Source organism: Sphaerochaeta globosa str. Buddy (genome assembly GCF_000190435.1).
GTDB lineage: Bacteria > Spirochaetota > Spirochaetia > Sphaerochaetales > Sphaerochaetaceae > Sphaerochaeta > Sphaerochaeta globosa.
Map to the genome: position 1 here is coordinate 2381530 of NC_015152.1, position 26856 is coordinate 2408385.

Below are 26856 nucleotides of genomic sequence, written 5' to 3' on the forward strand. Positions count from 1 at the left end.
CTCTCCTACTGCCTTGCTTTGAGGTAGGCCAGTAACATTTCTGTCGTTGCCTGAATTCGCTTTTCACGATTCTCTGAGAGCATCAAATCCTTGCCAACAATAATATTTAGAGTATTCATGTTGGAGAAATAGTTGAAAGAGCATGCGATTAGCGTGAGTATCAGTTGATCGCTATCGATGGATTCAGGTACTTCACTTCGGAGGCGTGCTTCTTGGATAATTCTCCCGAGTTCATGGAGAATAGGATTTTTTGTTTCTGCGACACCTCGTTCTTTGAAACTTTTTGCTCCATGCAGGTTTTCCCACATGACCATGCGAACAAACGATGGATTATCATAGAGAAACTGGAAATATATGTGCACGAGATCCTTAAGCTTCAATTCGTAATCTGTCTGCAGGTTGATGACTTTTTCTTCCAAGTCGCCTAGACGGGTATAGACTCGTACTAATACTTCTTTGTACAAAGTCTCCTTATTCCCAAAATGACGATAAATGAGAGCTTTATTTACATTTGCTTTACGAGCGATTTCGTCAACCCTACACCCATAGAGACCCTTATCAGAAAACTCTTCTTCAGCAAATTTTAGAATTGCTTTTTTCGTAGCATCTGTACGCATCTCTTGCTTGGTCATGTGACATCCTTATAAAAGTAACTAACTAGTTACAGTTTAGGGATAGATTCTCACTTTTGTCAAACATTCTTTTATTAAAATTATATCGATAGTTTAAAAATGGATAGTAGAATCTATCAAATCTTTATCTGAAATATAAATATATTTCTATTTTAATAGTAATTCTAGAAGGATACCTGCACCCCTACCAAAGAGCCAGTTAGCACTTTGGGGGCATTAGCATCCTTTTGCTGCATCCGATGGGTCAGATACGGGCCTAGAAACCCAATGGCTGAGCCTATTGCTGCACCGGCTGCGACATCCGATGTATAGTGGCATCCGCTTACCACACGCAACACTGCAGTACCGAGGGCTAAAGCCCACGTTGTAGCACTGACAGCCTTCATGGCTTTAGAGTCGGGATAGAAAAGAATCTGCATGGTCTGGGTGTAGGCCGCTGCACTGAAGGCCATCAGGGTATGCCCGGAGGGAAACGATTCATAGTTTTTTTCAGATTTCACTCCATCAGGAAGGGGAACCCCATCCTGGACATACGGCCTCGGTTTGTGAATTACTTGTTTTAAAACGGTACGAACGGTATAGGCTTCTACCATGGTCCACGCATAACTGGTTGCTACAGTCAGGTAATCAGAAGGGGGCGCAACAAATCCGATAGCTCCGGGGGCAATGAGGGTTAAACCCAAGGTGATATCACTGGCTGTGGAGAGGTCCTCATTGTAGGCAAAATCGAGGGCTGAGAGGGGGGACAAAAAGAAGCACAGGATCAGTAGTAGTGCAATTGTTGTCTGTTTTCTGTTCATACGTGCCTCCATTTGGATTTTCAGTCTACTCGGACTTTTCAAAGCCCTCAAGACCAAGGCGAATCTCATAGGAGGAAAAACCTTTCTTTTGCAGGTAATACCGCACCTTGTCCTCACCCACTTTCTTCACTACCTGCAGGTAGGCTTTCTGTACATACTCTACGATGGATTCTTCGTCATACAGCTCGTCCAAAGCACGCTGGGCATCCTCGCGGGTAACCCCTTTGGCTGCAAGACGCTGGGCCATCAGGACTCTTCCCTCAGGACTTTTCTTCTGCCTGTGCTCAATGGTCAGGAGGGCATACCGATACTCGCTGAGTAGATTTTCTTCGGCAAGTTGCTCAAGGGTAGGTTTGATAATCTGCAGCTCATACCCCTTCTGCACCAGTTTTTGCGTCAGCTCAAGGGCTGTATGCTCGCGTCTGGCTAGGTAGACCATGGCTTGGGAGTAGCAATTGCGCTTCTGTTGAAAAGCCTTCAGCTCAGAGCACTGCTCCTCGGTAAGCTCCTGCCCCACACTGAGGTGCTGGGCACGAAAGACATCGGCTGTAATAAAAAAAGGGAAACCCTCGTGGACAAGGACTTGATAGCCTTGTCCAGGGATTTCCCCTTCGATGCGTGCAAATGCCACTTAGCGCTTGGAGAACTGGAACTTGCGGCGAGCACCCGGCTGACCGTACTTCTTGCGTTCAACCATGCGGGAGTCACGAGTCATGAATCCAGCAGTGTGCAGTGCGGGTCTGAAAGCCTCGTCGTGTGCACAGAGAGCGCGTGCGATACCATGACGGCATGCACCAGCCTGTCCAGAGGGACCACCACCGATACAATTGATAAGGATATCATACTTGCCAGTAGTTTCAGTGATCTCAAGCGGCTGCTTGACGATGAACACCAACATCGGGTTTCCGAAGTAGGAGTCAACATCTCTACCGTTCACAATGATCTTGCCCTCGCCTTCACGCAGGTATACACGAGCGATGGCGGTCTTGCGGCGGCCAACACCATGACCAAGATCTACAACTTTTTTCACTTCTTTCTTTGCCATTTTTCGCTCCTACCTTAGATTTCAACCGTGATGGGTTGCTGAGCCTGCTGCTGGTGATTTGCACCTGCATAGACTTTCATGTTGGTGTACAACTTGCGACCGAGCGGGCCACGGGGAAGCATACCTCTGATGGCACGCTCCATCGGGTAGACAGGGTTGCGCTTGACCATTTCAGCATAGCTGTATGACCGAAGTCCACCTGGGTAGTTCGAATGGCGATAATACATTTTGTCCTGGTACTTGTTGCCCGAAAGAGCAGCTTTCTCAGCATTGATGATAATCACATAGTCGCCCATGTCCTGGTGAGGAACGTAAATGGGCTTGTTCTTCCCGCGAAGGATGCGTGCAGCGGCAACTGCTACCTTGCCAAGCTCCTTTCCCTCTGCATCAATCAGATACCATTTCTTCTGAACTGTCAGCGGTTTCACAAAAATAGTCTTCATCTATTCATCCTGTTCTGCAAGGACCAGCCTTGCGTGTGTTTTTTGCATGGACAGAAGGATGGATACCATCCCAGACTGCCATATTTACTATGTTACAGCACCAGCATACTGACGCGACAACTGCACAAAACTCCGAATATCACCATTTGAATACTCGCCTGGAATAATGAACGGAACATCAGCAGAAGGAGGCAGTACTACCTTGAGGGCCAAAGCCTCCAAAGCAAACTCCTCGTAGCGCTGAGCACAAAGGCCGGTTAATCCGTACGGACCTCTGGTCTCGAACACTCCCTGTAAAGGATTGTTCATTCGCTTTGCAACTGTCTCCTCCACGGAAAGAATGCGAATCAATGACGCTGTAGTTTTGATGAGCAAATCAAGCAACAACGGTGATACGCAATCTGAAGGCGGTATGTCAGCTGTACAGGCTTCTTCCTTGAGGCAAACGACCTGAGGTACGAAACTCCCTGGGAAAGGTAGGATAGGGAGGAGCATCACGGAATCTGCCCCGCCAAAACCTAGGAACGGTCGCCAATAGGACACTGTACGGCTTTCATGCTCAGGTGAGACTGCCGGGTCGAAGATTGCATCACTCGAAACCCGTCGTGCCACCTGGAGGACTTTCTGCTGATCAGAGTACACCCTGATCACCGGAAAATCTGGAAACAGCATTGCCAGCAGCTTTTCGAGCCTTCCTGGGAAAAGCGAAGGATATTCGCTAAGCAACCCACGACTGACCGTGGCCTTGATGGACCGTTGGATCTGTTCGTTTCGATGCCCCAAAATGGCTCTGCCATAATTCTGAAAAAAATCAGTGTATCGCACGCCTCGCCTATCATAAAGATAGAATGAGCGCGCACGGACAACGGTAGGCATTGTATAACCTTCCGGCCTTTCTTGTCTAGTCTCTTTCCCCCCATCGGCCATATCACTCACTCCCAATTTTCTCAAGTTGGGCGAACTTGCTGATAAACGTGGCTTTTCGACCACCGCTGAAACGGACTTCGATGACCTCACGGTCTCCATTCATCCGAACATTCACCACTTCGCCCTCGCCATAACTTTCACTATACACCCGCTGACCAACAGGAAACAGCACTCCGGTCTCTCCCTCAGAATGGACTGTTTTCATTGCAAAGGTTTTTGCATTGCTGCCGAAACCCTTCTGGATAAGGGAGCCGCCACTGCTTCCCCAGGATGAAGTACTGGACTGCTGGTGTTCCCTGCGTTTCTCACCCAGACTTGAAAGCCCCTGATAGGAAGAGGTGTCAAAGGAGCCGGGCCGTATCCCCTGTACATTGACCAAGGAGGAATCCACTTCATCGAGGAATCGACTGGGATGCTGAAAACTTGTTCGCCCCCAGATTTTCCTCGCCCTGGCACAAAGCAGATACAACTCATTCCTTGCCCGAGTTACCGCTACATAAAATATGCGCCGCTCTTCCTCAATGTCATCATCGCTCTCATTCGCCCTTCCAGGAAAGAGCTCTTCTTCCAGCCCTGCAACAAAAACCCGGTCGAACTCCAGACCCTTGGTATTATGCATGGTGATCAAGGTGACACCTTCCTTGTCACGGGGATCCTCCCTGCCCAACGTGGTGGGGTCCAGGGAAAGCTGCTCCAAAAAGAGCAACAGCCCCTCCAAGGAGGAGTCGTAGGAAGAAAGCGCATTGACCAGTGCCTCAAGGTTACCCACCTTGCCGGTACTGTTCTGGCTGTCAACTTCTTGGTAATAGTCCAAAAGACCCGACTCGCGGATCAAAAAATTTGCGCAGTCGACCAACTCACCTTCCCCAAGCATGGCTTGTGCATGCTCGAACATCCTGAGAAACTGGGAAGCTCCCGATTTTGCCTTGGCAGACAGAACGTTCTGCGCAATGGCAAGCCTGAGCATGGCAAAGATGCTGCCGTCGGTCTGGGAAGCGAAGGAGAGGATGCTGTCCAAGGCCCCCGGGCCAATCCCCCGGGCAGGCTTATTGATCATGCGCTTGAAATTCACCTCGTCCTTCTCGTTGGTAAGCAGGAAAAGCAAGGCAAGAGAATCCTTCACCTCTTCACGGTCATAGAACTGTAAAGCTCCTACTACCTTGTAGGGAATGGAAAGCCGCTTGAAGACAGTTTCGAACGCCACAGACTGTGCATTGGTACGGTAAAGCACCGCACTCTCATTGAATTTCTTATCTGAAAGGAGGATGTTGCTCACTCTCAATGCTTCATCCTGCTCGTCTTGTATATATATAAGGTTGGGTTTTGAACCTTTGGTCTTGGCGGTCCAAAGCTTTTTTGCATGGCGACCCTTGTTATGCTGTATCACCGAGTTTGCAACATCGAGGATATGCTTCGTAGATCGATAGTTCTGTTCCAGTTTGATGATTCTCGTTCCCGCATACAGCTCGGGGAAGCTGAGAATATTCTGCACCTCGGCACCACGGAAACGATAAATGGACTGGTCGTCATCACCTACTACACAGATGAAACAACCCTGACCGGCCAAAAGCTTGAGCAGGTTGAACTGCGCTGCGTTTGAGTCTTGGTACTCATCAACGAGAATCATGGAGAACCGACGGTGCACCCAATCCAAAACTTCCGGCTTTTCCTGTAACAGTTCGATGCTCCGCCCGATAAGGTCTGCAAAGTCGACATTGCCGATGTTTCTGAGCTTTTTCTCATACGCTTCATACATCCGTTTGAAGGTGCCGTCAACTTTCAACGAAGAGAGGTTGTCCGACGGCCTCAGGGCGCGGTCCTTCGCATAGGAAATCTTTCGCATGACCGGGTCGAGCTCACGTTTCTTATAGTTTGGAAAGCAGGAAGCAAGCAGGGACAATGAATCATCGTCATCATAAATGGTAAAATTGGAAGCAAGTCCGATCTCTGAGCCAAATCGCCTGAGCAGCCATGCACCAAAGGAGTGGAAGGTACGGATGGTACAATCCTCAACCTGACTGTTGCCGTCCAGCATCACGCCTACCCGCTCTTTCATTTCACTTGCGGCCTTGTTGGTAAATGTCACGGCAAGAATTTTATACGCAGGAATGCCCAGCTTCTCAACGGCATAGGCAATTTTTGTGGTAATAACCCTTGTTTTTCCACTGCCGGCCCCGGCTAGGACCAATAAAGGCCTTTCGTTCTCCAAAACAGCCTCGCGCTGTTGCTCGTTCAAAGCCTCAAGCATAGAGACGATATCAGCCATTAAGAGCTCCTCCTACCGGGACGGCTTCCAAATCCAGGCCATTGACAGCTCTGATACCGCAAAGCACTTTCTGTCCTGGTTTAAGTGATCTTCCCAGAACAACGGTCAATCCATCAACTTCAGGAGCCTGGCCATACATACGCCCGATGGCAAGATCTTCACCTTCTACCAGCTCCTCGATGAGTACCTCATACTCCTTGCCCACAAACCGAGCAAGGTTTGCATTGGTGATCGGACCCTGCAAGGCTTGTAATTGCGCCTGATACCCTTGGGCCAACTTGTTTGCCTTCTTGTGCTCACGCTCGCCGCGAAGCGAGTAAGCCTTGGTCCCCTCCTCCCTGCTATAGGTGAAGGAACCAACCCAATCGAGTTTCGCCTTGGACAGGAAATCCAGTACCTCGGCAAAAGCCTTGTCATCCTCTGTCGGATACCCCAATAGTATCGTCGAACGGATAACCGCTTCAGGTACGGTATTGCGAATCGATTCTATGAGCGAAAGGTAACTCTCTTTTGTACCGGTCCGACCCATGCTTTGGAGCACTTTTTGGTCGGCATGCTGGAAAGGAATATCGAAATAGGGCAACACCTTCTTATGCTCTGCAATGAACTTGGCGAGCGTTGGGGGGAACGCATCGGGATAGATATAGAGCAGTCGGATGGAAAAATCGCCATCCAATGCGACCAAAGCCTCCAAGAGGTCCATAAACTTGCTTGACTTGTCCGGTCCGTCGGTACCGTAGGCTGCAAGATCCTGGGCGATGAGATTGATTTCCTTGATTCCCCGCTCGATGAGCGTTCTTGCCTCAATAAGGATTGTTTCTTTCAGCTTGCTTCGCAGGCCACCGCGGATGAGGGGAATGGCACAGTAGGAACACCAATGGTTGCATCCTTCACTGATTTTCAAGTACGCACTGCCGGGGAAGGACAGCAATTCATTGCGCTCATATACCTCATTCGCCAGATCAGGATAGGACGGCAGCTCTATCACCCTGTCCCCTGCAAAAACCTGTCGGACCACCTCATGGATTTTGGAAAGGTCGCGGTTGCCGAAAATGGCTGAAGCTTCTCCTAATTCATCCTGTAGTTCCTTGGCATACCGTTGGGCCATGCATCCGCTGAGAATGATTTTTGCCTGGGGGTTTGCCTCATGCAGCGAGAAAAAGGATTCGATTGACTGCTCTCTTGCCGACTCAATGAAACCACAGGTGTTGACCATGATCAAATCGGCTTCCGCCACCTCAGTAGTGTGAGTAAACTGGTCATCCTCAAGCAGCTTGATCAGCGTCTCGGCATCGACTTGGTTTTTGGAACAACCAAGATTTTCCATATATACTTTTTTCATGCAGTTCTCCATTATTGCTTCACATACGAGAGCGTAGCGTATCACAAAAGCCTAGGGTTATCCTACCTCTTGAGGCACCAAAACAACCTGACAGATAGTGAAATAGTGTAATAAATAACTTTTGGCTATTAACACGGTATCTGCTTATAACCAAAACTCTTATAGCTATGCAAAAAGAGTTCATTTTGCATAATTATGGTAATTCTTGCATAAATGACCGTCTTGGTATAGTATCTGAATGCTGTATGATTTCAGGCTTATCACGCCTACCCATCTATGCAACAAAAATCTTACAAGAGGAAACGAATGACGAAATATATCGTGAACCGCCTATTAGGAATGATTCCTACGCTACTGATCATCATCACGCTGAGTTTCTTCATTGTCCGCATCGCACCAGGAGGGCCGTTCGCCACAGAACGCAACCTTCCCGAGGTGGTAAAGCGAAACATTGAGGCCAAGTATCATCTGGATGAGTCCATGGTCCAACAGTATGGACGTTATATGTTTGACATACTCCGCGGCGATCTCGGCCCGTCCTTCAAATACAAGGACTACGATGTTAATTACTACATCGCCAACAGCCTTCCCAAATCAATTGTACTGGGCAGCTGGGCCATGTTGCTTGCACTCCTCTTTGGAATATCGGCTGGAATTATTGCTGCAGTAAAACAGAACTCTTGGGTTGATTACCTGAGTATGGGGATAGCCGTCATCGGTATCTCAGTACCCCTCTTTGTCATTGCACCAGTTTTGCAGCTCATTTTTGCGATGAAGCTCAAATGGCTGCCCACCAGTGGTTGGTACACCACCGGCGAAGGATGGAAAACCGTCATTCTTCCTGCAGTCTCCCTTTCGTTTGCCTATTTTGCAAACATTGCACGACTTACCCGCTCCTCCATGCTTGAGACGCTGAGAAGTGATTATATCCGTACAGCTAAAGCCAAGGGCATGAAGAACACAACCATAATCTTCAAACACGCCATGAAAGGGGCAATGCTCCCGATTGTCAGCTATCTCGGTCCCGCATTTGCAGGTATCATTACCGGTTCGATTGTGGTAGAGCAGATTTTCCGGGTTCCCGGCTTGGGCAAGTTCTTTGTCCAGAGCTCTTTCAACCGTGACTATACCCTGATTGTGGGTGTTGTCATCGTGTACTCGGTTATTCTTATTATCATGAACTTCATCGTAGACATCGTCTACGCTCAACTCGACCCGAGAATTACCTACAAATAAGGAGAGGACCATGTTCTTAAAAAGAAATAAAGCAAAATTAACGGCCCTCAACGAATTTGATCAGGTCGTTGAAGGGAATAGTCTGAGCAAGGATGCCTGGAGAAGACTGAAAAAGAACAAAATGGCCGTACTGGGCATGATAATTGTCATCGTCTACTCCTTGCTTGCCGCCTTTGCCACGTTCCTGCCCATCTATGCCTATGACCAGATTATCCTTGACCATCAGCACTTACGTCCCTCATTTTCAAAGAATGCGGGCGACCTAATGATGGAAACAAAACTTGAGGACCTGTATTTCAAGGCTTGGAGAGCTGGTTCTCTCCAAGTGACTGAAGAACAGTCGGCCCAGATCAAGACCTGGATTGCCGCAAACGAGACCAACAAGGTATGGGACTTCTGTTATGCAGAGGGAGAACGACAGAAAGCTGAAGGAACATTCACCTTCAGCAGTGCCGACCAGAAAACCATCGACCGCCTGCAGGAAAAAATCAACAATGAATTTCTGATCAACGTCGAGAAGGTCCTGTGGACCGACCCTGCCAGTGGAAAAGTACATAACCTCGCTCGCATGGATTTTCTTGAAATTGAGAAAATTTATGCGGACTTGCTGAAGATTGACATTGCGGTAATCGAGAAGCAAACCCGAGAAGAGATTCGTAACCTTGTACTTAACAACCTCAAAGCGTCCACTCCCGACTTAAGTGCAGAGGAGTATGAGGCGAACCTGCAAATCGAGATGGACACCCTTGGAGAGAAAGGTATAGCCTCCCAGGGAAAAACCAACCTCTTGGGTAAAATCAAGACCACCATCACCCGTACTGCCGAGCGCGAGCTTCGCAAGGAAATCAGCGAAGGAAAAGCCCAGTTCCCCATCGACCGTGAGATTACCGTCAACGACCAGCTCACTGCCGAAATTACCGCTACCAAGAAGCACGAACGCAAATACGTCCTCGGAACCGACTATAGCGGTCGCGACATGCTCTCGCGCATTATTTATGGTGGTCAAGTCTCCATTGCCATCGGTTTGATCGGAACCATCACCAGTGTCATCATCGGTATCGTCCTTGGGGCAATAGCCGGGTATGCAGGTGGGAAAATCGACTTCCTGCTGATGCGCTTCGTCGATATCATGTATGGCCTTCCGTACATGCTGCTGGTTATCATTTTCATGGCCATATTCGGTCGAAATATCATGAACCTTTTCGTCGCCTTGGCAATGGTCAGCTGGCTGACGGTAGCACGAATGGTCCGAGGACAGGTCATGAGCTTGAAGAACAGCGAATATGTTGAGGCGGCACGTAGCATGGGCGCATCCACTGGACGCATTATTTTCCGCCATATGGTTCCCAACTCGCTCTCGGTCATCATTGTCTATTCAACCCTTAGGGTTCCTGCTTTCATTATGCAGGAGTCTTTCCTCTCGTTCCTGGGGCTTGGTGTTCAGGCTCCCTTTGCATCGTGGGGTTCATTGGTTGGAGATGCGGTGAATGGCATGACCCTCTATCCGTGGAAATTGATTTTCCCGGCTATCGCCATGACCATCTTCCTCTTCGCCATGAACTTCTTTGGTGATGGTTTGAGGGATGCGTTCGACCCACAAAGCAAAAACCAACTCTAGGAGGATCCACGTGAACCAGAAACCCAATGCTAAGGTGGTCCTCGAAGTTAAGGACCTCAAGACATATTTCAAAACCGACGCCGGCATCGTTAAAGCTGTTGATGGCGTATCATTTACACTGCATGAAGGGGAAACCTTGGGCATCGTAGGAGAGAGCGGCAGCGGCAAGAGCGTCACCAACCTCTCAATCATGCGCCTTATCCCCTCCCCTCCGGGAAAAATTGTCGGTGGCGAAGCCCTCTTTGATGGTGTAGACATCTTCAAGGTTACCGAGAAAGAGATGCGAGGAATCCGAGGCAAGAAGATTTCCATGATCTTCCAGGATCCGATGACCAGTCTCAACCCGTTCCTTAGGATCTCCACGCAGATGGTTGAAACCATCCGCCTCCACGAGAAGGATGTTTCCAAGCAGGATGCACTGAAGCGTTCCATCGACATGCTCAAGTTGGTTGGCATCCCCTCAGCGGAGAAGCGGATTCAGAATTATCCCCACCAGTTCTCCGGCGGTATGCGCCAGCGTGTCATGATTGCCATGGCCCTTTCCTGCAACGCCCAGGTGTTGGTCGCCGACGAACCGACTACGGCTCTGGACGTAACCATCCAAGCCCAGATTCTCGAGTTGATCGACAAACTGAGTACCAAAATGGGTACTGCGGTTATTCTCATCACCCATGACCTTGGCGTAGTTGCCGGCATGTGTGACCATGTATGCGTTATGTATGCCGGAAAAATTGTGGAAAAGGCTGCCACCGACGACCTGTACGCAAGACCCTCCCACCCCTATACCGAAGGCCTTATCAAGAGCGTGCCCCGTATGGACACAACCAAGAAGGGCAACCGGCTCTTCTCCATTGAAGGGCAACCGCCAAATGTCATCGACCTTCCTCCTTGCTGTCCCTTCCATCCCCGCTGCCACAAGGCAATGGAGGTATGCCGACACGCATACCCTCCCGTAAAGGATTTGGGAGCAGGACATGAGGTTGCCTGTTGGCTGTTTGCCGATGAGGCAGCTAAAGCCCAGGCACTGAAAGAGGCAAACGTAGAGGAGCAGGCAACATGAGCACATCAAAGAAACCCCTTTTGGAAGTCAAGGATCTGAAACAGCACTTCCCCATAACCAGCGGATCCATTTTACAGAAACAAGTCGGCGCCATCCGCGCCGTAGACGGCATCTCCTTTGATGTATATCCCGGGGAGACTCTGGGAATCGTCGGTGAGTCGGGTTGTGGCAAATCCACAACGGTACGTTCGATAGCACAGCTGTACAAACCTACCAGCGGCAGTGTTGTTTTCAACGGTGTCGATTTGGTTGGTGCCGATCAGAAAACCATGCTCAAATCCCGGCGGGACATTCAGATGATCTTCCAAGATCCGTATGCATCCTTGGACCCGCGCATGACTGTCCGTTCCATCATTGCCGAACCACTGGTTATCTACAACAACCGCAATCTTCTGGAAAAGCCGCTTTCTTCGTTGGATATCGAGCGGAAGGTTGAGAACCTGATGGAGCGCGTTGGTCTGAACAAGGCTTTCAAAAACCGCTATCCGCATGAATTCAGTGGCGGTCAGCGCCAGAGAATCGGCATTGCCCGAGCGTTGGCTCTCAATCCAAAAATCATTCTTGCAGATGAACCGGTCTCTGCTCTGGATGTTTCGATCCAGTCGCAGATTCTGAACCTGCTTGGTGATTTGCAGAAGGAGTTCGGCCTCACCTATATTTTCATCGCTCATGACCTTGCAGTCATCCAGCACATTTCCACCCGTGTGGCAGTCATGTACTTGGGAAAGATTGTTGAGATCAGCGATGCAGTCAGGTTGTACGACAATCCGCTGCACCCCTATACCACTGCCCTGCTCAGTGCTGCTCCGATTCCCGATCCAAAGGTAGAGCGTGAACGAAAGCGCATCATCCTCACCGGCGACGTTCCGTCCCCTGACAAGGAACGCAACGGTTGTTATTTCTACGATCGTTGTCCGAAGAAGATGCCTTGGTGTTCATGCCACCTGCCTCCGATGTTCGACATAGAGGACAAGCACCAAGTTGCTTGCTGGCTCTATGATACAGAGGACCACAGCAAGACCAGCATGGAAGAAGCCCAAGCTGATGCCCAAAAGGCAAGTAAGTAGTATGAAGCCACCCGCGAGGGTGGCTTCACTTTCTAAAGGTCCTTGTAGGAAACGTTGAGGTCCAAATCCCGTGGTCGATCCATATATAAGGGAAGACCGGTAACCGCCCCGATTGCCTGCATTGCAGACTCGGTTCTTCCCCCCGAAGTCTTTTCAGGCATGATTTCTATCGATCGTATCTGGTCATCCTTGAGTTTGAGCGAGAAAACCAGCATTGCCTTCAGACGGCGTCTGGTTGGTTTGGCCTCCTTGTCGCTGCTGCCTCTGACAAAATGGGTGATTTCCAACTGTTCAACATCGGAAAACGAAAACGTTTCGCGTTTGCAAATCCAAGCAAAGCCGTACACGCTGGTAATCGTATTGCTTTGGGTATTGAAATACCATGTATCACGGTAGACACTGCCGGCCAAACTAAGCAACAAAAGCACAGGAATATGAGGCATGGTACCCAATGGAACCCCATCAGAAAGGTTTTCTGACAAACCCCATATGAGAAACAGGGAGAACAGTGCACAGAGTATATGGAAAAAGTGGTTAATCCCATAAGCAATTCCATCGTGCTTGATAAAGGTTGAGTGTCGGATCATACGCTACCTCGCAATGTCATTGTAGCATACTGCATTCATGCATGCTGGTCATGATAAAACGCTACCCAGAGTATGCAAAAAATGCATAAATTAACGGTTTATCATCTATTGCAAGCTCGTTTTCAGCCAAACCTATTTGCGTTTTCTCTTGATTCATGGTTTAATGTGATTTAAGCTAAGTTGAACGTTTACACTTAGAACTACAAGGAGATATGTCTATGAAGAAATTTCTGGCTATCATGCTTTGCGTCCTGCTTGTAAGTGCTCTCTTTATTTCCTGTGGAAAGAAAGAAGCACCTGCTCCAGCCGCAACCACGACGCCGGCACCCGCAGCTCCTGCAGCTCCGGCCGCTCCGGCTCCCGCTCCTGCTGCAACTGCTAAACCGGCACCTGCTGCTCCCGCAGTCACGGCTAAAGATGAAGTCGTATTCCGCATCACCAATGGTGCTGAACCCGAATCTTTGGATCCCGCACTCATTCAGGGTGTTCCCGAGCACAGAATTTTCGAGGCACTCTTCGAAGGTCTGGTAGCAAACGATCCCGAGACTGCTCTTGCAGTTCCCGGTGTTGCTGAAAGCTGGGAAGTTAACGCTGACGGAACCCAGTATACCTTCAAGCTTCGCAAGAACGCTGTTTGGTCCGATGGCACTCCCATCACCGCCAACGACGTCGTATATAGCTGGCTGAGACTTCTGGATCCCGCAACTGCTGGTCCCTACGCTTGGTTCCCCTGCATGTTCCTTGCCGGTGCAACCGAGTTCAACGCTGGAGAAGCTGGTCCTGAGGCTGTCGGAATCCGCGCCCTTGACGACTACACCTTCCAGATGGACCTCATCGGTCCCCTGCCGTATGCAGTCGATGCTCTGACCCACTACAGCTTTGCAATCGTTCCCAAGCACGCCATCGATAAGTTCGGCAGCGCTTGGACTGATCCCGCCAACTTTGTCGGCAATGGTCCGTTCGTGCTCACCGATCGTGTTGCACAGACCTCCATCACCGTTTCCAAGAACGCAAAGTACTGGGATGCTGATGCCGTAAAGCTTGACAAGGTCATCTTCTACTCCTCCGACAGCGATACCACCAACTACAACATGTACCTTAATGGTGAGATTGACTGGGCAACCAACGTTCCCCCAGATCAGCTCAATGCTGCTAAGATGCGTGATGATTTCCAGACCTCCCCGCAGCTTTCAACCTACTATTATGTCTTCCAGAATGAAGTAGCTCCGATCAACAATCCTTTGGTAAGAAAGGCTCTCTCCTATGCAGTCGACCGGACTGCTCTGGTTGAAGGCGTAACCAAGGCTGGACAGATTCCTGCTTGGGGTATTGTTTCTCCGATGGCCGGTTATCCTGGACTTGAGTTCCCGTTTGAGACTATGGATGAGGCTATCGAGATGGCTCAGGACATGCTCGCTGCTGCTGGATATCCCAACGGCGCCGGCTTCCCGACCGTTTCCATCCTCTACAACACCAACGAAGGTCACAAGCAGATTGCTGAATTCATTCAGCAGGAATGGAAGAACAACCTGGGCATCAACGTAGTACTTGAAAACCAGGAATGGCAGACCTACCTCTCCAACCGTAACCAGGGCAACTTCCAGATTGCACGCGCCGGATGGGTTGGTGACTACCAGGATCCGAATACGTTCCTCGACATGTTCCTCACCGGTGCCGGTATGAACGGTGGAAAGTATTCCAATGAAGTGTATGACGTTCTGATCAACGAAGCTGCAAGAATGCCCGCAGGACCGGACCGCTACGGCGTTCTGATGACTGCTGAGGACATCATGATCAACGAAGATCAGGCTCTCATGCCTCTCTACTACTACGTAACAATCAACATGATCGATACCAACAAGTGGGGTGGATGGCATACCAACACCATGGATTACCATCCGGTCAAGGACGTCTACAAGAAGTAGTTGTCAGATTATTGCCTTTTCGATCCCCAGGGTTTCCTGGGGATCTTTTTTTGCCTTGAGCCCTTTCTTGACATTCATTGACTCTCTTTCTAGAATAAAATTAATTGGATGAATTGGATGCAAAGGAAGGGGCTCATGTGCAGGTTTCAGGCAGGTTTGCCTAAGTTGCGAGTTCTTATCGTCCTGTTTTTTTGTCTCATCAGCATTCCCTTTCCACATTACAAATGCAACCCTTTTGAACTGACGGCGGAGAACACCCCTTCCCAAATCCAAGCAGTCACACAAATCATCCCGTATGACTTCATCAGTGAGACAGTGCAAGCCCAATCCAATCACGGAAAAGTAATCAGGGAACTTTGGGTGGGTGTAGCTTACGCCTTGGTCGGAATCGCGGTCTCATTCAGGCATCGCAGACACGAACACCTCTCAGACAGCATCCCCACCTCCAGGGAATTTCTTTTGAATTGCATACATGACCAAGATGGGAAAAAGCGCTGATACTTGTTCACTATCGAGGGTGGACCGAGAGGTCTTCCTGCTTTCATAGAGAACAAACATAGGTGCACAGCACCCTACAAGGTAGGTTTTTGTATGATTACCATCATTCAGTTATTTGCGATTGCAATTTCAGTTCTTGCATTCGGTATGGCCCTCTGGTTGTATACCTGGGTCAAAGCACAGCCAGCAGGCAACAGTAAGGTAGAAAGTATCGGACAGTATATTCAACGAGGGGCCAATACCTTTTTGAAGAAAGAGTATGCAATCCTCGCCCGTTTTGCCGGTATCGTTGCCATCTTGATTCTCTTGTTCATTCCCGCTCCGATTTGGAAGGGGTCAACCCAAAATATCGTAATGGCCGTTGCGTTTCTTGTAGGTGCGACCTTCTCAGCCCTTGCCGGAAAGGTTGGCATCCAGGTAGCCACCATTGCCAACCGCAAGGCTGCTGCAGCATCACAGACCGGCATTAGGTATGCCTTCCTCGCAGGATTCAGGGGAGGAGCAGTCATGGGCATGGCAGTAGTCGGTACCAGTTTGCTGGGAGTAACTGCAGTATTCATGCTCACCTTTGATGCAACCGCCATTCTTGGTTTCAGCTTTGGTGCAAGTTCTCTTGCCCTGTTTGCAAAGGCTGGTGGCGGTATTTTCACCAAGACAGCTGACATCAGCGCTGATTTGGTCGGGAAAATTGAACTGGGTATCCCCGAGGACGATCCTCGAAACCCTGCTGTTATTGCAGATAATGTTGGGGACAATGTAGGAGATGTGGCAGGTATGGGAGCAGACCTGTTCGATTCAAACGTTGCGAGCCTAGCTGCTGCTTTAGTCATTGGCCTCTCCCTCGACAGCAGCTTCTCAGCTAAGAATGTCACTACGGTATTCTGCTTTGCATCTCTTGGCCTTCTGTCCTCCATCATCGGAGTCGGGACAGCAAAAATGGGTAAGTCGGATAATCCCAACCATGCTCTGAACAGCAGTACCTATGTAACTACCGCCTTATATGCCATCCTTACCGCTGTAGCAACCCAAGTGCTTGGATTCTCTTGGCGAATTTGGGCGGCTGCCGCCATCGGTCTGGGTGTTGGAACCATAATCGGTATTGTCAGCGATTACTTTACCAACGATGAAAAGAAACCGGTCCATTTCGTTGCCAAGGCTTCTGAATCTGGTCCGGCTTTTACGATTCTTAGCGGTGTTTCTTATGGGTTTTTGAGTGTACTTCCTGCCATGGTGGGAATTGCGGTGGCAGCATTGGCAGCCTACCTCGTCTGTGACCCGCTCGGACCCGGTTACGCCATGTTTGGAATCTCAATGTCTGCAGTCGGTATGCTCTCCATCGTCGGTATGATCATCTCCAACGACGCCTATGGCCCCATCGTTGACAATGCCAGGGGTTTGGTGGAGATGGCGTTGTTGGGCGATAAGGCGCTTGGGATAACGGATTCTTTGGACAGTGCAGGAAATACCGTGAAGGCGGTAACGAAAGGCTTTGCCATTGCAGCAGCGGGATTGACAGTCATTGCCTTGCTTGGAGCTTTCATGACAGAAGTCAATGCAACGGCAAACGCCCTGGGCATGGGTATGCAATTCCTCACAGGCTTTGATATCATGAATCCCGTTGTATTCTTCGGCCTGCTGGTCGGAACTGCCATTCCTGCAGTATTCTCAGCCATGTTGATATTGGGAGTCGATCGGAACGCACAGCGCATGATTGCTGAGATTCATCGTCAGTTCAAGACTATCAAAGGTTTGAAGGAGGGAGTGGAAGGTGTAGTCCCCGAGTATGATCGATGCATCGATATTGCAGCTGTCGGGGCACTTAAGGAATTGATCCCTGCAGGCTTTATGGCCATAATTTCTACGTTACTAGTTGGCTTCATTGGAGGAGTGCAAGCTATTGGGGGGTTTTTGACAGGAAACATTGTCAGCGGACTACTGCTGGCCCTTTTCATGTCAAACTCCGGTGGATTGTGGGACAACACCAAGAAATATATTGAATCAGGCAAGCTGGGGGGCCGTGGTTCAGATGCTCATAAAGCGGCCGTCGTTGGTGATACGGTAGGTGATCCCTTCAAGGATACAGCGGGGCCCTCGATCAATACCCAAATTACCGTTGTTTCACTTATTTCCTCCTTGATGTCCACCGTATTCCTCACCACATCCTTGTTCTAAATAACCGATTCTCTGGAGCAGCCTTATCATCGAGGCTGCTCTCGTTTTAACTGGACTGAACGCTCTCTGTTCGGTATAGTTTTACAGGAGCAGGAGGAACAAGCATGCAGGTATTTGACCTTCGAAGTGATACGATTACCAAACCCACCCTTGACATGAGAAAAGCCATGGCAGCAGCTGAGGTAGGAGACGACGTCTATCGGGAAGACCCAACGACAACCAAGCTTGAGAAGCTGGCGGCAGAGCTTACCGGAAAAGAGCGGGCCCTCTTTGTTTCCTCGGGGTGCATGGGTAATCTTATCAGCTTGTACATCCAGGCTGGACGGGGCAAGGAAGTACTGTGTGCAAGCAACAGCCACATCATCCAGCACGAGATAGGTTCCATTGCAGCCATAGCCGGCTCACTTCATATTACCATCAATGCACCTCGAGGGGTGCTGAATGCAACCGACTTCAAATCCTTGGTGAAACAAGGCTCTTACGATATGGCCACCACAGCCCTCATCGAGGTAGAAAACACCATCGGAGGATATTGCTATCCACTGGAAAACCTCGAAATGATTCACGACTTTGCCTCTACCCACAATCTGAAAGTCCACATGGATGGCGCTCGGATTTTCAATGCCCAGACTGCCACCGGCATCCCGGTAAAGACCTATGCCAAGTATGCCGACTCTATCACGTTCTGCCTCTCCAAAGGCCTTGGCTGCCCGGTGGGAAGCATGCTCTGTGGTGACAAGGACTTTATTTCCCAAGCGCTTACCGTACGCAAGCTGCTCGGAGGCGGAATGCGCCAAACCGGCATACTCGCTGCTGCAGGGCTGTATGCACTTGAGCATCATGTCGATCGCCTGAAGGACGACCATGCTCATGCAAAGGCAATCGCCGATACCCTTGCAAAAACCGGCTGGGCTGATGTGGATATGCCGGGAGTACAGACCAACATCCTGTTCTTCACTGTCCACTCCCTGACCGCCCAAGAGGTGGTAAAACAACTCGCACGCATCGGTATTTTGGCCAATACCGAAGGTGATACGGTACGCTTGGTAACCAACCTCGATATCAGCGATGACGATACCCAAAGTATTTGTTCTTTGCTCGCTTCATTCGAGCTCGAGGGCCTTGCATGAAAACAACACTCATCTGCTTTTCTGGAACGGGAAACAGCTACTATATTGCACAGCGCCTTTGCGCAGAACTTGGGGATTGTCAAGTTCTGATGATTCCGCACCTCATGCAGAACCAAGTGTTTGAGCTTACTGAGCAGGTGGGTTTCGTATTTCCCGTGTATAAGGGCTTTCCTCCCAACCTCGTAACGCACTTCATCCAAGAGGTCTTTGCCAAACAAGACCTTACACCGGTCAAGTATCTATTCCAAGTGGCTACCCGTTACTTGTTTCAGGCGTACACATTCCAAGCCATGGATGTAGTACTCAAGGAAGCTGGGGCCATCACCAGCTACGTCAACCACGTAGTCATGCCCGATGGGTATGTACCGTTGCTTACCGCCCCGGCACAAGAAAAAATTGATGATCTCTACACAAAGGCTGACCTGAAAATTGCCCAAATTGCGAAGGATATTGAAATGGAAACCCTCAGACTTCCCTTCCGCCCACCCTTCAGTCGCTTGGCGGTCAATCACTTCATGGTACCCATCCATCGCGCCTTCATGGATACAGCCCTCGATTTCGAAGTCACCGATGCTTGTATCTCCTGTGGCCTGTGCTATCGCATGTGCCCCTCTTTCAATATTGAAATGGTTGATGGGAAGCCCGAATTTGACAGGGCTTGCACCGGCTGCCTTGGATGTTACCACCGCTGTCCTACCCAAGCCATTGTATTCAAACAAAAGGTGAAGAATGGAAGGTATCCCAATCCCCGTTCAACCTACACCATGGAGTATCGTAGGTAATGCAATACAATTTTGACCGGTCAGTCGACCGTCGGGGCACCCTTTCCGTAAAATGGAACAGAGAGGCTATCAAGAGCTTGTGCGGAAACCCTGATGCTGAACCCTTCTGGGTTGCAGATATGGATTTTCCTGTAGCCACCGAGGTAGCCCAAAAGGCACGTAATCTCAGTGAACATGCCATTTTTGGCTATCCGTATGCGAATAATCAACGACAAGTCTTCTGCACGTGGGTAAAAGAGCGTCATCAGGTGGACATCCAGCCCAATCAGGTCGCGATCAGCCAAGGGGTGCTCAGCAGCATTGCAATCCTGGTGGAACTGCTGACCAACGAGCAGGACGGCATCATTGTCCCCCTTCCCGCCTACCAACCGTTTGTAAGGATAGTGAACAACCTCAAGCGCAAGTTGCTCAGTTGGCCTTTGCGTTACGATCAGGATACCCATACATTCAGCCTTGACTGGAATCGCTACGAAGAACTGTGTGAGCAGGCTAAAATCTTGATTTTCTGTTCACCACAAAACCCCTCAGGCTTGGTTTTTTCCGAAGATGATCTTGTACGCCTTTGCGAGATTGCAAAACGGCACAACATCGTCATCATCTGCGATGAGATTCATGCCGATCTCTGCTACAAACCACACGTCATGCTGCTGGAGCCGGCAAAAAAGGTGGGCTGTGAAGCAGTGGTATGCATGGCTCCCTCCAAGACGTTCAATATTGCAGGAGAGCATTACTCGGTTACCTTGTTCAATAATCAGGAATTGAAGCAGCGATTCATTACCCGACTTGAGCAACTTTTCATTACAGAGACTTCACTGGTTGCAACCACCCTTGCCGTGAGTTCCTATCAGAGTGGAGCAAAGTGGCTGAGCGAGCTTCTTGTGTATCTGCAGAAGAATGCAGAGCTCATGGAGAAAACCCTGCAACGTGAGGTCCCTTCCATTGTCTTCATCAAGCCGCAGGCTTCTTTTATAGGGTTGCTTGACTGCAGCGCCATTTTGGATTTGGTTGAACGTGATGCACAGGCCCACCCTGAACTCTACGATAGCTCGGTCAGCCCCCAGGGAGGCCTGCTCTCCCGGTTCTTTGGTCAGCGTGCCTCGCTCGTATGCAATGATGGGACTTGGTTCGGCGGAAATGAGTACCGCCAGTTTGTGCGGTTCAATTATGGAACACAACGTTCAAATATTGAACGTGCACTGAAGCGAATCAAAGAGGCTGTCGATTTCCTGCAAGCGACCTATCGCTGAAAGGGAATCAGGGGAGCAAGGGTCTTGGCCAGAAAGGCAATGCCCTTCTGGTCGGGATGCAGGAACTGATCATCGTACGCATCCCTCAGTGAGAGGGAGAGCCCATCGGCTACCTCAACTGCAGGAAAACACTTCGTTGCCTGAACCAAAGCCTGCGTAAGCTGGCCGAAAGTTCCCATAGGCTTATTCTGCAGGATATCAGTGCGATAGAGCGGAGTGAGCAACAAGACCGGCACCTTTGGATAGAACTTGCGAACTCGACCCAAGAGAGCAAACATCTCACCTCTGATTTCGGCCAATGTTTCCCGTATCGTCCAGTCATTGGTCCCCAGACTAATCAGAATGGAAGAGACCGGGGATGCCATTTCAAGCTTTTGTACAAACTTAGCGTTTATCATAGCACCAGCAAGCCCTTGGTTTAGTACCTGCACCCCAAGCAAAGAGCCGAGCCGGCCCCCCAGATTCTGGGAAGGATGATGGATGCCCACACCCTGGACAATTGAGTCACCAAGCAATACAAGCGTTCTTGCAGGTTTTGCAACAGGCTCGACATTTCCTTCAATCCTTATACCTACCTGATGGTGCAACGGCAGATGTACCGCTACATCGTGGCCTGCTTCGAAGGTAATCCGACCGCTGGCTAGAGGCCGATGAGACAGCACACCATCGACGCTTACATCCAAAGTCTCAGAAAGATCCAAAGGCCTGCCATACAACGAGGCAAAATCCAGCGCTTGTTCACCAGCTTTCACCAACAAAGATGGGTTATATCGCCTGATTTCCAGTACAGCCTCACTTTTGGTGACGAAACGCAAACAAACCGAAGCGCTGGTCTTGGCCATGGCCCGATACAGCGGATGGGAGGTAAAGGGCTCATTGTCGGAGTCGTTGAACCTCAACAGCTGTACATACCCTTCGTCCAGCATGCGGTATGAGAGGGCATTATGTGCGAGATCAAAGATCAAGGAGGGTTCGTTTTCCATATACCTCTTCCCAGTTCGTAGAGAAATCATGAACAGCCTTGGTAATTGAAGGCATACTCAAGCCCGTAGAGAGCAACGAGTACGGGACAGTGCAGCAACTGGCTCCGTTTGCATAGGCTGTAGTGATCTCGCTGATGTTCTTGAAGCTGGCCGCCAAAACCTGGCAACTGGTACTGTTGGCCCAGAGCAAGGAGCTCAGCTCCTTGATCACCTTTGCAGCATCGATGTCGATATTCAGCATCCGGTTGTAATAGACAGCAAGGTACCGTGCACCACTGAGCATGGCAAGAATTCCTTGCAGCGTGGTGTATATGGCCGTGGCAGTCACATTGACACCTTTTGCAGAGAGAATGCGGATGGCTTGAAGCCCTTGTTCGGTAACCGGAATCTTAATATAGGTGGACGGTCCAAGCAGGGATAGTACTTTCTCTGCTTCAGCAAGTATTGATGCATACTCCGTGCTGACAACCTGTACATGCAGGCTTCGGTTCTCACCGATGAGCTCCCGGATTTTCTGCATATGAGGGAAAAAATCAACGCCGCCTTCGGCCTTGATGATTGTTGGATTGGTAGTTACCCCGCTGATGGGATAGGTCGCAAGGCCTCTCTCGATCTGAGCAAGGTTTGCAGTATCAAGCATAAGTTCCATGGCATACCTCTTGTTCCATCATGCCACAGAAGCAAGGCTGGGGGGAAGTATCAGAATCGTTGTTTCTTTGCTCTAAACTGATTCGGTGTCACATCGTATGCCCGTTTGAATAAGCTGTAGAACCGATGAACTGAGCCAAAACCACATTGTTCGCTGATTTGTGCAATGGTAGCATTCGAATGGGAAAGCAACAAACAGGACTGATCAAGCTTCTCGTCCGAGATTTCCTGCCATATTGTCCGCCCCCGATACTTGCGGAACCGCATCTCCAGCGCCCTCCTGCAAATTGAAGCCTCAAAAGCGACATCGCTGGCTGTAAGTCCTGATGTGGCACGAGTTTTGATCAGGCGCAGTGCATTGGCTACCTGCTCATCCTCACACAGTACCAGGCGGGTGCTCTCGCGCTCGGTAACCGGAGCGGGTGCGATACGCCTGATATGCAGCCCACTCTGCTTGGAACTGAGCATGGCATCGAGCATGGCTGAAGCTTCGTAGCCGATAGTCTTACAGTCGGGCTGGATGCTGGAGATCGAAGGACTGGCCAGCTCACAGAGCAATGTCTCATTATCCACTCCCAGTACCATGACATGGGAGGGAATCTTAATAGACAGCCGCTGGCATGCAAGCTCAACTTTCATGGCCGAAAGGTCATTGCAGCAAAACAGGCTGATCGGTTTCTCCAAATCAGACAGCCATGCATCAAGCTCCACAGAGGGTTCATAGAGCTGTCGCCACCAAGCAAGCGGCCGAGAAAATGAAGCAATCTCAGAAGGATCTGCACTCAAGCTGCTGGCAAAACCGACAAAGCGCTCACGGGCCCAATGCACCTGGTCGACTCCGCACCAAGCAACGTTCTTACTGCCCAGCTTCTTCAGGTACGTACCGGCACTCACCCCGGTCTGGTAGTCATCGTTGCGCACCTGGCTGAAAAGCTTGAGCGAGGAAGAACCTGCAATATCAACCACCGGAATTCCCAAGGAAGCACAGAAGAGGGCTTCCTGGTCATCCTCGATGCGTGCAATAAGGGCATCGCACTCCGAAAGGGCCTCCTGGTCGAGAGAGAAAAACCAAGGCCCCTGCCCTCTGACCTGCCAATCACCCTTGGTCCTGGCGTACTGTACAACCCCGCCGGCCACAGCCATGTCATACCCGTCTTGAAATCGCAGCTTCAACCCTATTTGTTTCATTACTGGCTAGTGTAGCATATAATTCGCAAAACGATAGAAAGTTTTCGCATATCAAGCATTGCAAACCCGCTAAAACACCCTATGCTAGTGATGAGGAGAAACGCATGAGCCACACAACCATTACCATCCCCGGTACGAAAGCAGAAATGCCGGTCATCGGAGTCGGAACCTTCGGAAGCGACCATGTCAGTGCATCCGAGATGGCCCAGGCCGTCAAGCTTGCCTTGGATATCGGATACCGCAACATCGACTGTGCCAGCGTCTACGCCAATGAGAAAGAAATAGGCGAAGTACTGCACGCAAGTACCATATCCCGCAAAGAGCTCTGGATCACCAGCAAGGTCTGGAACGACATGCACGGCAGAAAGAATGTCATTACATCAGCAAAGCAAAGTCTTTCTAACTTACGCCTCGAGTATCTCGACCTGTACCTGGTCCATTGGCCGTTTCCCAACTACCATCCTCCCAAATGTGATGTATCAAGCCGCAGTCCTGATGCAAGGCCCTATATCCACGAAGAGTTTATGGAAACGTGGCAGGCCATGGAAGAGTTGGTCAAAGAGGGACTGGTTCGACATATCGGAACCAGCAATGTGACCATACCCAAACTCGAACTGCTGCTCGCTTCCTGCAGCATCAGGCCATCGGTCAATGAGATGGAGCTACACCCCTGCTTCGGGCAGAGGGAGTTCCGTTCCTATCTCGCACAACAGAACATTATCCCCATCGGCTATAGTCCGCTTGGTTCTCCCAATAGACCCGAGCGTGACACAACAGCAGAGGATGTGGTGGATATGGAGAATCCAATCGTTGTTGAGCTGGCAAAAAAACACAACTGCCACCCTGCCGCCATTTGTCTAAAATGGGCACGGGGCAACGGTATCGTCCCCATTCCCCAGTCTACCAAGGAGAGGAACCTGAGAAGCAATCTCCAAAGTGTTCTTACAGAACCTTTGACGGCTGAGGAGCTTGCCCTGCTCGATGGTGCTGAGTGCAACAACCGCCTGATCAAAGGACAAGTATTTCTATGGAACGAGGCTGATTCATGGCATGACCTATGGGATGAGGATGGAACAATCCCCTGTCCAAAGAGCTATTGCAAAGGAGGAGTATGATGACCAAGCGTATGATGAAAGGGGCGATGCTGCCGGGCAACAGTACCGTGGCATTTGCAGAGTTTGAGGTACCCAAGCCAGGATACGGTCAGGTATTGGTAAAGACCAAGTGCACTACCATCTGCGGAAGTGATATCCGCTGCATCTACCGCGAGCACCTCGGCAAAGGCCCGGAGGGCTATCAGAATGTAATCGCCGGTCATGAACCCTGCGGGCAGATCGTCGAGGAAGGCGAAGGGCTGAAACGCTTTAAAAAGGGCGACCGCGTCATCGTCTACCACATCAGCGGCTGCGGTGTCTGCCACGAGTGCCGCCAAGGCTTCATGATCAGCTGTACCAGTGACAAGCGTGCGGCCTACGGCTGGCAACGTGACGGCGGCATGGCTGAATACTTGCTCTGCGATGAAAAGGATCTGGTCCTGCTTCCGGACGAGCTCTCCTATGCCGATGGGGCACAGGTTGCCTGCGGCTTCGGAACAGTGTATGAAGCCATCGAAAAGATCGGAGTCAGCGGCAATGATGCTGTTTTGGTCGTAGGCTTAGGCCCTGTAGGCTTGGCAGCGCTTATGTTGGCCAAGGCCATGGGAGCAAACAAGCTCATCGGCATTGAAGGCCAGAGTGCTCGTATAGAACTTGCCAAGAAACTTGGTTTGGTCGACCACGTATTCACTCCCTCGGAGGAGAACGTCGCCCAGGTCAAGGCAGTAACCGGAGGCCATGGCGTCGAGCGTGCTTTTGACTGTTCAGCCAGTGATCCCGGACGGGCGACTGCAATCAAGGCCACCCGCAAGTGGGGCAAAATTGCCTTCGTCGGTGAAGGTGGTACGGTGCACTTCAACCCCAGTGAGGATATGTTGCACGACCAAAAGACCATCTACGGCAGCTGGGTCACCAGCATCTGGAAAATGGAGGACTTGGTTGAAAGATTGGTACGTTGGAACATCCACCCCGAAGACCTCATCACGCATCGCTTCCCCCTGGATAAGGCTGATGAAGCCTATGCATTAATGGCAAGCGGAGCGTGCGGCAAGGTGGCTGTGTGCTTTGACGAGGAACTTCCTAACTGAAGACCTTGTCGAATCGGGGGGAGTGATCATACAGGGAGGTCTTGGACTTCTCGTCGGTGACAATCCCCCCGTTCTCTTTCATGACATGAAGGGTAGGCTCGAACACGATGGTGGCCGGAAAGCCTTCCTTATCCCCTTCCATGCGGCGAATCAGAAGCTGAGCGGCCGCTTCACCGATAAGATCAAGCGGCTGGGCAGCTGCATAGTGGCAGAACTGCAAAAGCGGTGCATAGTAAAGGTAGTCGAAGGTGGCAAAAGCCATGCGACTACGCTTTTCCTTGCCCTCTTGCGCCATTAAATAACTGGTGGAACCTATGTGGACCATGTCATTGACCATGAAAAAGGCATCTGGACAATTTTCCATGGCAAGAGCTTGCTGCATCAGTGTGTAGCCGGCTTTCTGAGTCATACCACCCAAGAGGATAAACTGCTTTTCAATCTCCAGGTGATGATCCTTCATTGCATCCAAATAGCCATGCAGTCGTTCCACCGAGGTGTGCACATGAGCATCCCCCCCCAGAAAGCCGATGCGCGTCCTTCCTTCGCGGATGAGGGCGGATGTGATGTCGTAGGCTCCCTGTCGGTTGTCTGTCAGAATTACATCACAGTCAAGATCCTCAATCTTTCGGTCGATCATGACGAATGGAGTGCTTACAAGGGCGGGCGTAGTGAAATGGGAACCCACATCACTGACAGGGATTACCACCAAGCCGTCCACATTGCGTTCAAGCAACAGCGAGAGCTTGCGTTTTTCCTCAGCAACCGAGTTTTCGGAACTACATACCAACAAGGCATATCCAAGCGGGCCGAGCAGATGTTCCAATTGCTCTACAATCTCCGTAAAAAAGGTATTGGAAATCTCAGGTACCATGATTCCGATGCTCTTTGTCACCTTGAGCTTGAGGGATCTGGCAACGGCGTTGCGCTGATAGTGCAGCATGGCAACCGCAGAAAGTACTCTACGCTCAGTTTCGGGATTCACGACTCCAAGCTTGTTCAGCACCCTGCTGACCGTGGCAATGGAGACACCAGCCAACTTGGCTACGTCCTTGATGGTTGCTGTCTCACCCGTGCCCAT

At 50.3% G+C, this 26856-nt stretch carries 25 protein-coding genes; 12 read left to right on the forward strand and 13 right to left on the reverse strand.

Going from position 1 to position 26856, the window contains the following annotated elements; all coding sequences use genetic code 11:
• Positions 1 to 5 precede the first annotated feature (5 nt).
• The 8 genes from SPIBUDDY_RS11140 to rimO form a co-directional block, all read right to left on the reverse strand.
• Positions 6 to 632, reverse strand: coding sequence for a TetR/AcrR family transcriptional regulator (locus SPIBUDDY_RS11140; RefSeq protein WP_013607860.1), 627 nt, complete (start codon positions 630 to 632; stop codon positions 6 to 8).
• Positions 633 to 796: 164 nt separating this feature from the next.
• Positions 797 to 1432 (reverse strand): phosphatase PAP2 family protein, encoded by a 636-nt coding sequence (locus SPIBUDDY_RS11145; RefSeq protein ID WP_013607861.1) that lies wholly within the window; start codon positions 1430 to 1432, stop codon positions 797 to 799.
• A 25-nt stretch (positions 1433 to 1457) separates the two neighbouring features.
• On the reverse strand, positions 1458 to 2063 hold the full coding sequence (locus SPIBUDDY_RS15790; RefSeq protein ID WP_013607862.1) for a regulatory protein RecX: 606 nt from the start codon (positions 2061 to 2063) through the stop codon (positions 1458 to 1460).
• Positions 2064 to 2477, reverse strand: a complete 414-nt coding sequence (gene rpsI / locus SPIBUDDY_RS11155; protein WP_013607863.1) for a 30S ribosomal protein S9 — start codon at positions 2475 to 2477, stop codon at positions 2064 to 2066.
• A 14-nt stretch (positions 2478 to 2491) separates the two neighbouring features.
• A complete protein-coding gene (gene rplM / locus SPIBUDDY_RS11160; protein ID WP_013607864.1) occupies positions 2492 to 2920 on the reverse strand; it encodes a 50S ribosomal protein L13 in 429 nt (142 codons plus the stop codon).
• Positions 2921 to 3007: 87 nt separating this feature from the next.
• The gene (locus tag SPIBUDDY_RS11165) at positions 3008 to 3745 is read right to left on the reverse strand and encodes a glutamate-1-semialdehyde aminotransferase (RefSeq protein WP_245523773.1); all 738 of its coding nucleotides are present in this window, start codon (positions 3743 to 3745) and stop codon (positions 3008 to 3010) included.
• 103 nt (positions 3746 to 3848) lie between these two features.
• Positions 3849 to 6113, reverse strand: coding sequence for an ATP-dependent helicase (locus SPIBUDDY_RS11170; RefSeq protein WP_013607866.1), 2265 nt, complete (start codon positions 6111 to 6113; stop codon positions 3849 to 3851).
• Positions 6106 to 7455, reverse strand: a complete 1350-nt coding sequence (gene rimO / locus SPIBUDDY_RS11175; RefSeq protein ID WP_013607867.1) for a 30S ribosomal protein S12 methylthiotransferase RimO — start codon at positions 7453 to 7455, stop codon at positions 6106 to 6108. The genes SPIBUDDY_RS11170 and rimO overlap by 8 nt, the downstream gene beginning before the upstream one ends.
• 306 nt (positions 7456 to 7761) lie before the next feature.
• Here rimO and oppB point away from each other — a divergent pair, with 306 nt between their 5' ends.
• From oppB to SPIBUDDY_RS11195, 4 genes are read left to right on the forward strand one after another with little or no spacing between them, the layout of a single operon-like run.
• On the forward strand, positions 7762 to 8691 hold the full coding sequence (gene oppB, locus SPIBUDDY_RS11180; RefSeq protein WP_013607868.1) for an oligopeptide ABC transporter permease OppB: 930 nt from the start codon (positions 7762 to 7764) through the stop codon (positions 8689 to 8691).
• A 10-nt stretch (positions 8692 to 8701) separates the two neighbouring features.
• Positions 8702 to 10309, forward strand: coding sequence for an ABC transporter permease (locus SPIBUDDY_RS16535; RefSeq protein ID WP_013607869.1), 1608 nt, complete (start codon positions 8702 to 8704; stop codon positions 10307 to 10309).
• A 10-nt stretch (positions 10310 to 10319) separates the two neighbouring features.
• Positions 10320 to 11369 carry an ABC transporter ATP-binding protein gene (locus SPIBUDDY_RS11190; RefSeq protein ID WP_013607870.1) on the forward strand — a complete coding sequence of 350 codons (1050 nt, stop codon included), beginning with the start codon at positions 10320 to 10322 and terminating at the stop codon, positions 11367 to 11369.
• A complete protein-coding gene (locus SPIBUDDY_RS11195; protein WP_013607871.1) occupies positions 11366 to 12436 on the forward strand; it encodes an ABC transporter ATP-binding protein in 1071 nt (356 codons plus the stop codon). The genes SPIBUDDY_RS11190 and SPIBUDDY_RS11195 overlap by 4 nt, the downstream gene beginning before the upstream one ends.
• Positions 12437 to 12468: 32 nt before the next feature.
• Here SPIBUDDY_RS11195 and SPIBUDDY_RS11200 read toward each other — a convergent pair whose 3' ends face one another.
• On the reverse strand, positions 12469 to 13023 hold the full coding sequence (locus SPIBUDDY_RS11200) for a hypothetical protein (RefSeq protein WP_013607872.1): 555 nt from the start codon (positions 13021 to 13023) through the stop codon (positions 12469 to 12471).
• Positions 13024 to 13241: 218 nt separating this feature from the next.
• Between SPIBUDDY_RS11200 and SPIBUDDY_RS11205 the strand changes: the two genes are divergently transcribed.
• From SPIBUDDY_RS11205 to SPIBUDDY_RS11230, 6 genes are all read left to right on the forward strand, one after another.
• A complete protein-coding gene (locus tag SPIBUDDY_RS11205; RefSeq protein WP_013607873.1) occupies positions 13242 to 14948 on the forward strand; it encodes a peptide ABC transporter substrate-binding protein in 1707 nt (568 codons plus the stop codon).
• 135 nt (positions 14949 to 15083) lie between these two features.
• Positions 15084 to 15446 (forward strand): hypothetical protein, encoded by a 363-nt coding sequence (locus SPIBUDDY_RS11210; RefSeq protein WP_013607874.1) that lies wholly within the window; start codon positions 15084 to 15086, stop codon positions 15444 to 15446.
• Between the two features lie 93 nt (positions 15447 to 15539).
• Positions 15540 to 17618 carry a sodium-translocating pyrophosphatase gene (locus tag SPIBUDDY_RS11215; RefSeq protein ID WP_013607875.1) on the forward strand — a complete coding sequence of 693 codons (2079 nt, stop codon included), beginning with the start codon at positions 15540 to 15542 and terminating at the stop codon, positions 17616 to 17618.
• 104 nt (positions 17619 to 17722) lie between these two features.
• Positions 17723 to 18748, forward strand: coding sequence for a threonine aldolase family protein (locus SPIBUDDY_RS11220; protein ID WP_013607876.1), 1026 nt, complete (start codon positions 17723 to 17725; stop codon positions 18746 to 18748).
• Positions 18745 to 19530 (forward strand): EFR1 family ferrodoxin, encoded by a 786-nt coding sequence (locus SPIBUDDY_RS11225; RefSeq protein WP_013607877.1) that lies wholly within the window; start codon positions 18745 to 18747, stop codon positions 19528 to 19530. Before SPIBUDDY_RS11220 ends, SPIBUDDY_RS11225 begins: the two co-directional genes overlap by 4 nt.
• On the forward strand, positions 19530 to 20777 hold the full coding sequence (locus tag SPIBUDDY_RS11230; protein WP_013607878.1) for a MalY/PatB family protein: 1248 nt from the start codon (positions 19530 to 19532) through the stop codon (positions 20775 to 20777). Before SPIBUDDY_RS11225 ends, SPIBUDDY_RS11230 begins: the two co-directional genes overlap by 1 nt.
• On the opposite strand, the gene SPIBUDDY_RS11235 is transcribed toward SPIBUDDY_RS11230, so the two are convergent.
• From SPIBUDDY_RS11235 to SPIBUDDY_RS11245, 3 genes are read right to left on the reverse strand one after another with little or no spacing between them, the layout of a single operon-like run.
• The gene (locus tag SPIBUDDY_RS11235) at positions 20768 to 21760 is read right to left on the reverse strand and encodes an SGNH/GDSL hydrolase family protein (protein ID WP_013607879.1); all 993 of its coding nucleotides are present in this window, start codon (positions 21758 to 21760) and stop codon (positions 20768 to 20770) included. The two genes, SPIBUDDY_RS11230 and SPIBUDDY_RS11235, sit on opposite strands and share 10 nt — an antisense overlap.
• Positions 21732 to 22409 (reverse strand): fructose-6-phosphate aldolase, encoded by a 678-nt coding sequence (locus SPIBUDDY_RS11240; protein WP_013607880.1) that lies wholly within the window; start codon positions 22407 to 22409, stop codon positions 21732 to 21734. Before SPIBUDDY_RS11240 ends, SPIBUDDY_RS11235 begins: the two co-directional genes overlap by 29 nt.
• 50 nt (positions 22410 to 22459) lie before the next feature.
• Positions 22460 to 23596 (reverse strand): XylR family transcriptional regulator, encoded by a 1137-nt coding sequence (locus SPIBUDDY_RS11245; RefSeq protein WP_013607881.1) that lies wholly within the window; start codon positions 23594 to 23596, stop codon positions 22460 to 22462.
• Positions 23597 to 23700: 104 nt separating this feature from the next.
• Between SPIBUDDY_RS11245 and SPIBUDDY_RS11250 the strand changes: the two genes are divergently transcribed.
• Entirely contained in the window at positions 23701 to 24711 is a 1011-nt protein-coding gene (locus tag SPIBUDDY_RS11250; RefSeq protein WP_013607882.1) for an aldo/keto reductase, read from the forward strand.
• Positions 24711 to 25778, forward strand: coding sequence for a zinc-dependent alcohol dehydrogenase family protein (locus SPIBUDDY_RS11255; protein ID WP_013607883.1), 1068 nt, complete (start codon positions 24711 to 24713; stop codon positions 25776 to 25778). Before SPIBUDDY_RS11250 ends, SPIBUDDY_RS11255 begins: the two co-directional genes overlap by 1 nt.
• Here SPIBUDDY_RS11255 and SPIBUDDY_RS11260 read toward each other — a convergent pair.
• Positions 25771 to 26856 carry a LacI family DNA-binding transcriptional regulator gene (locus SPIBUDDY_RS11260; protein WP_013607884.1) on the reverse strand — a complete coding sequence of 362 codons (1086 nt, stop codon included), beginning with the start codon at positions 26854 to 26856 and terminating at the stop codon, positions 25771 to 25773. The two genes, SPIBUDDY_RS11255 and SPIBUDDY_RS11260, sit on opposite strands and share 8 nt — an antisense overlap.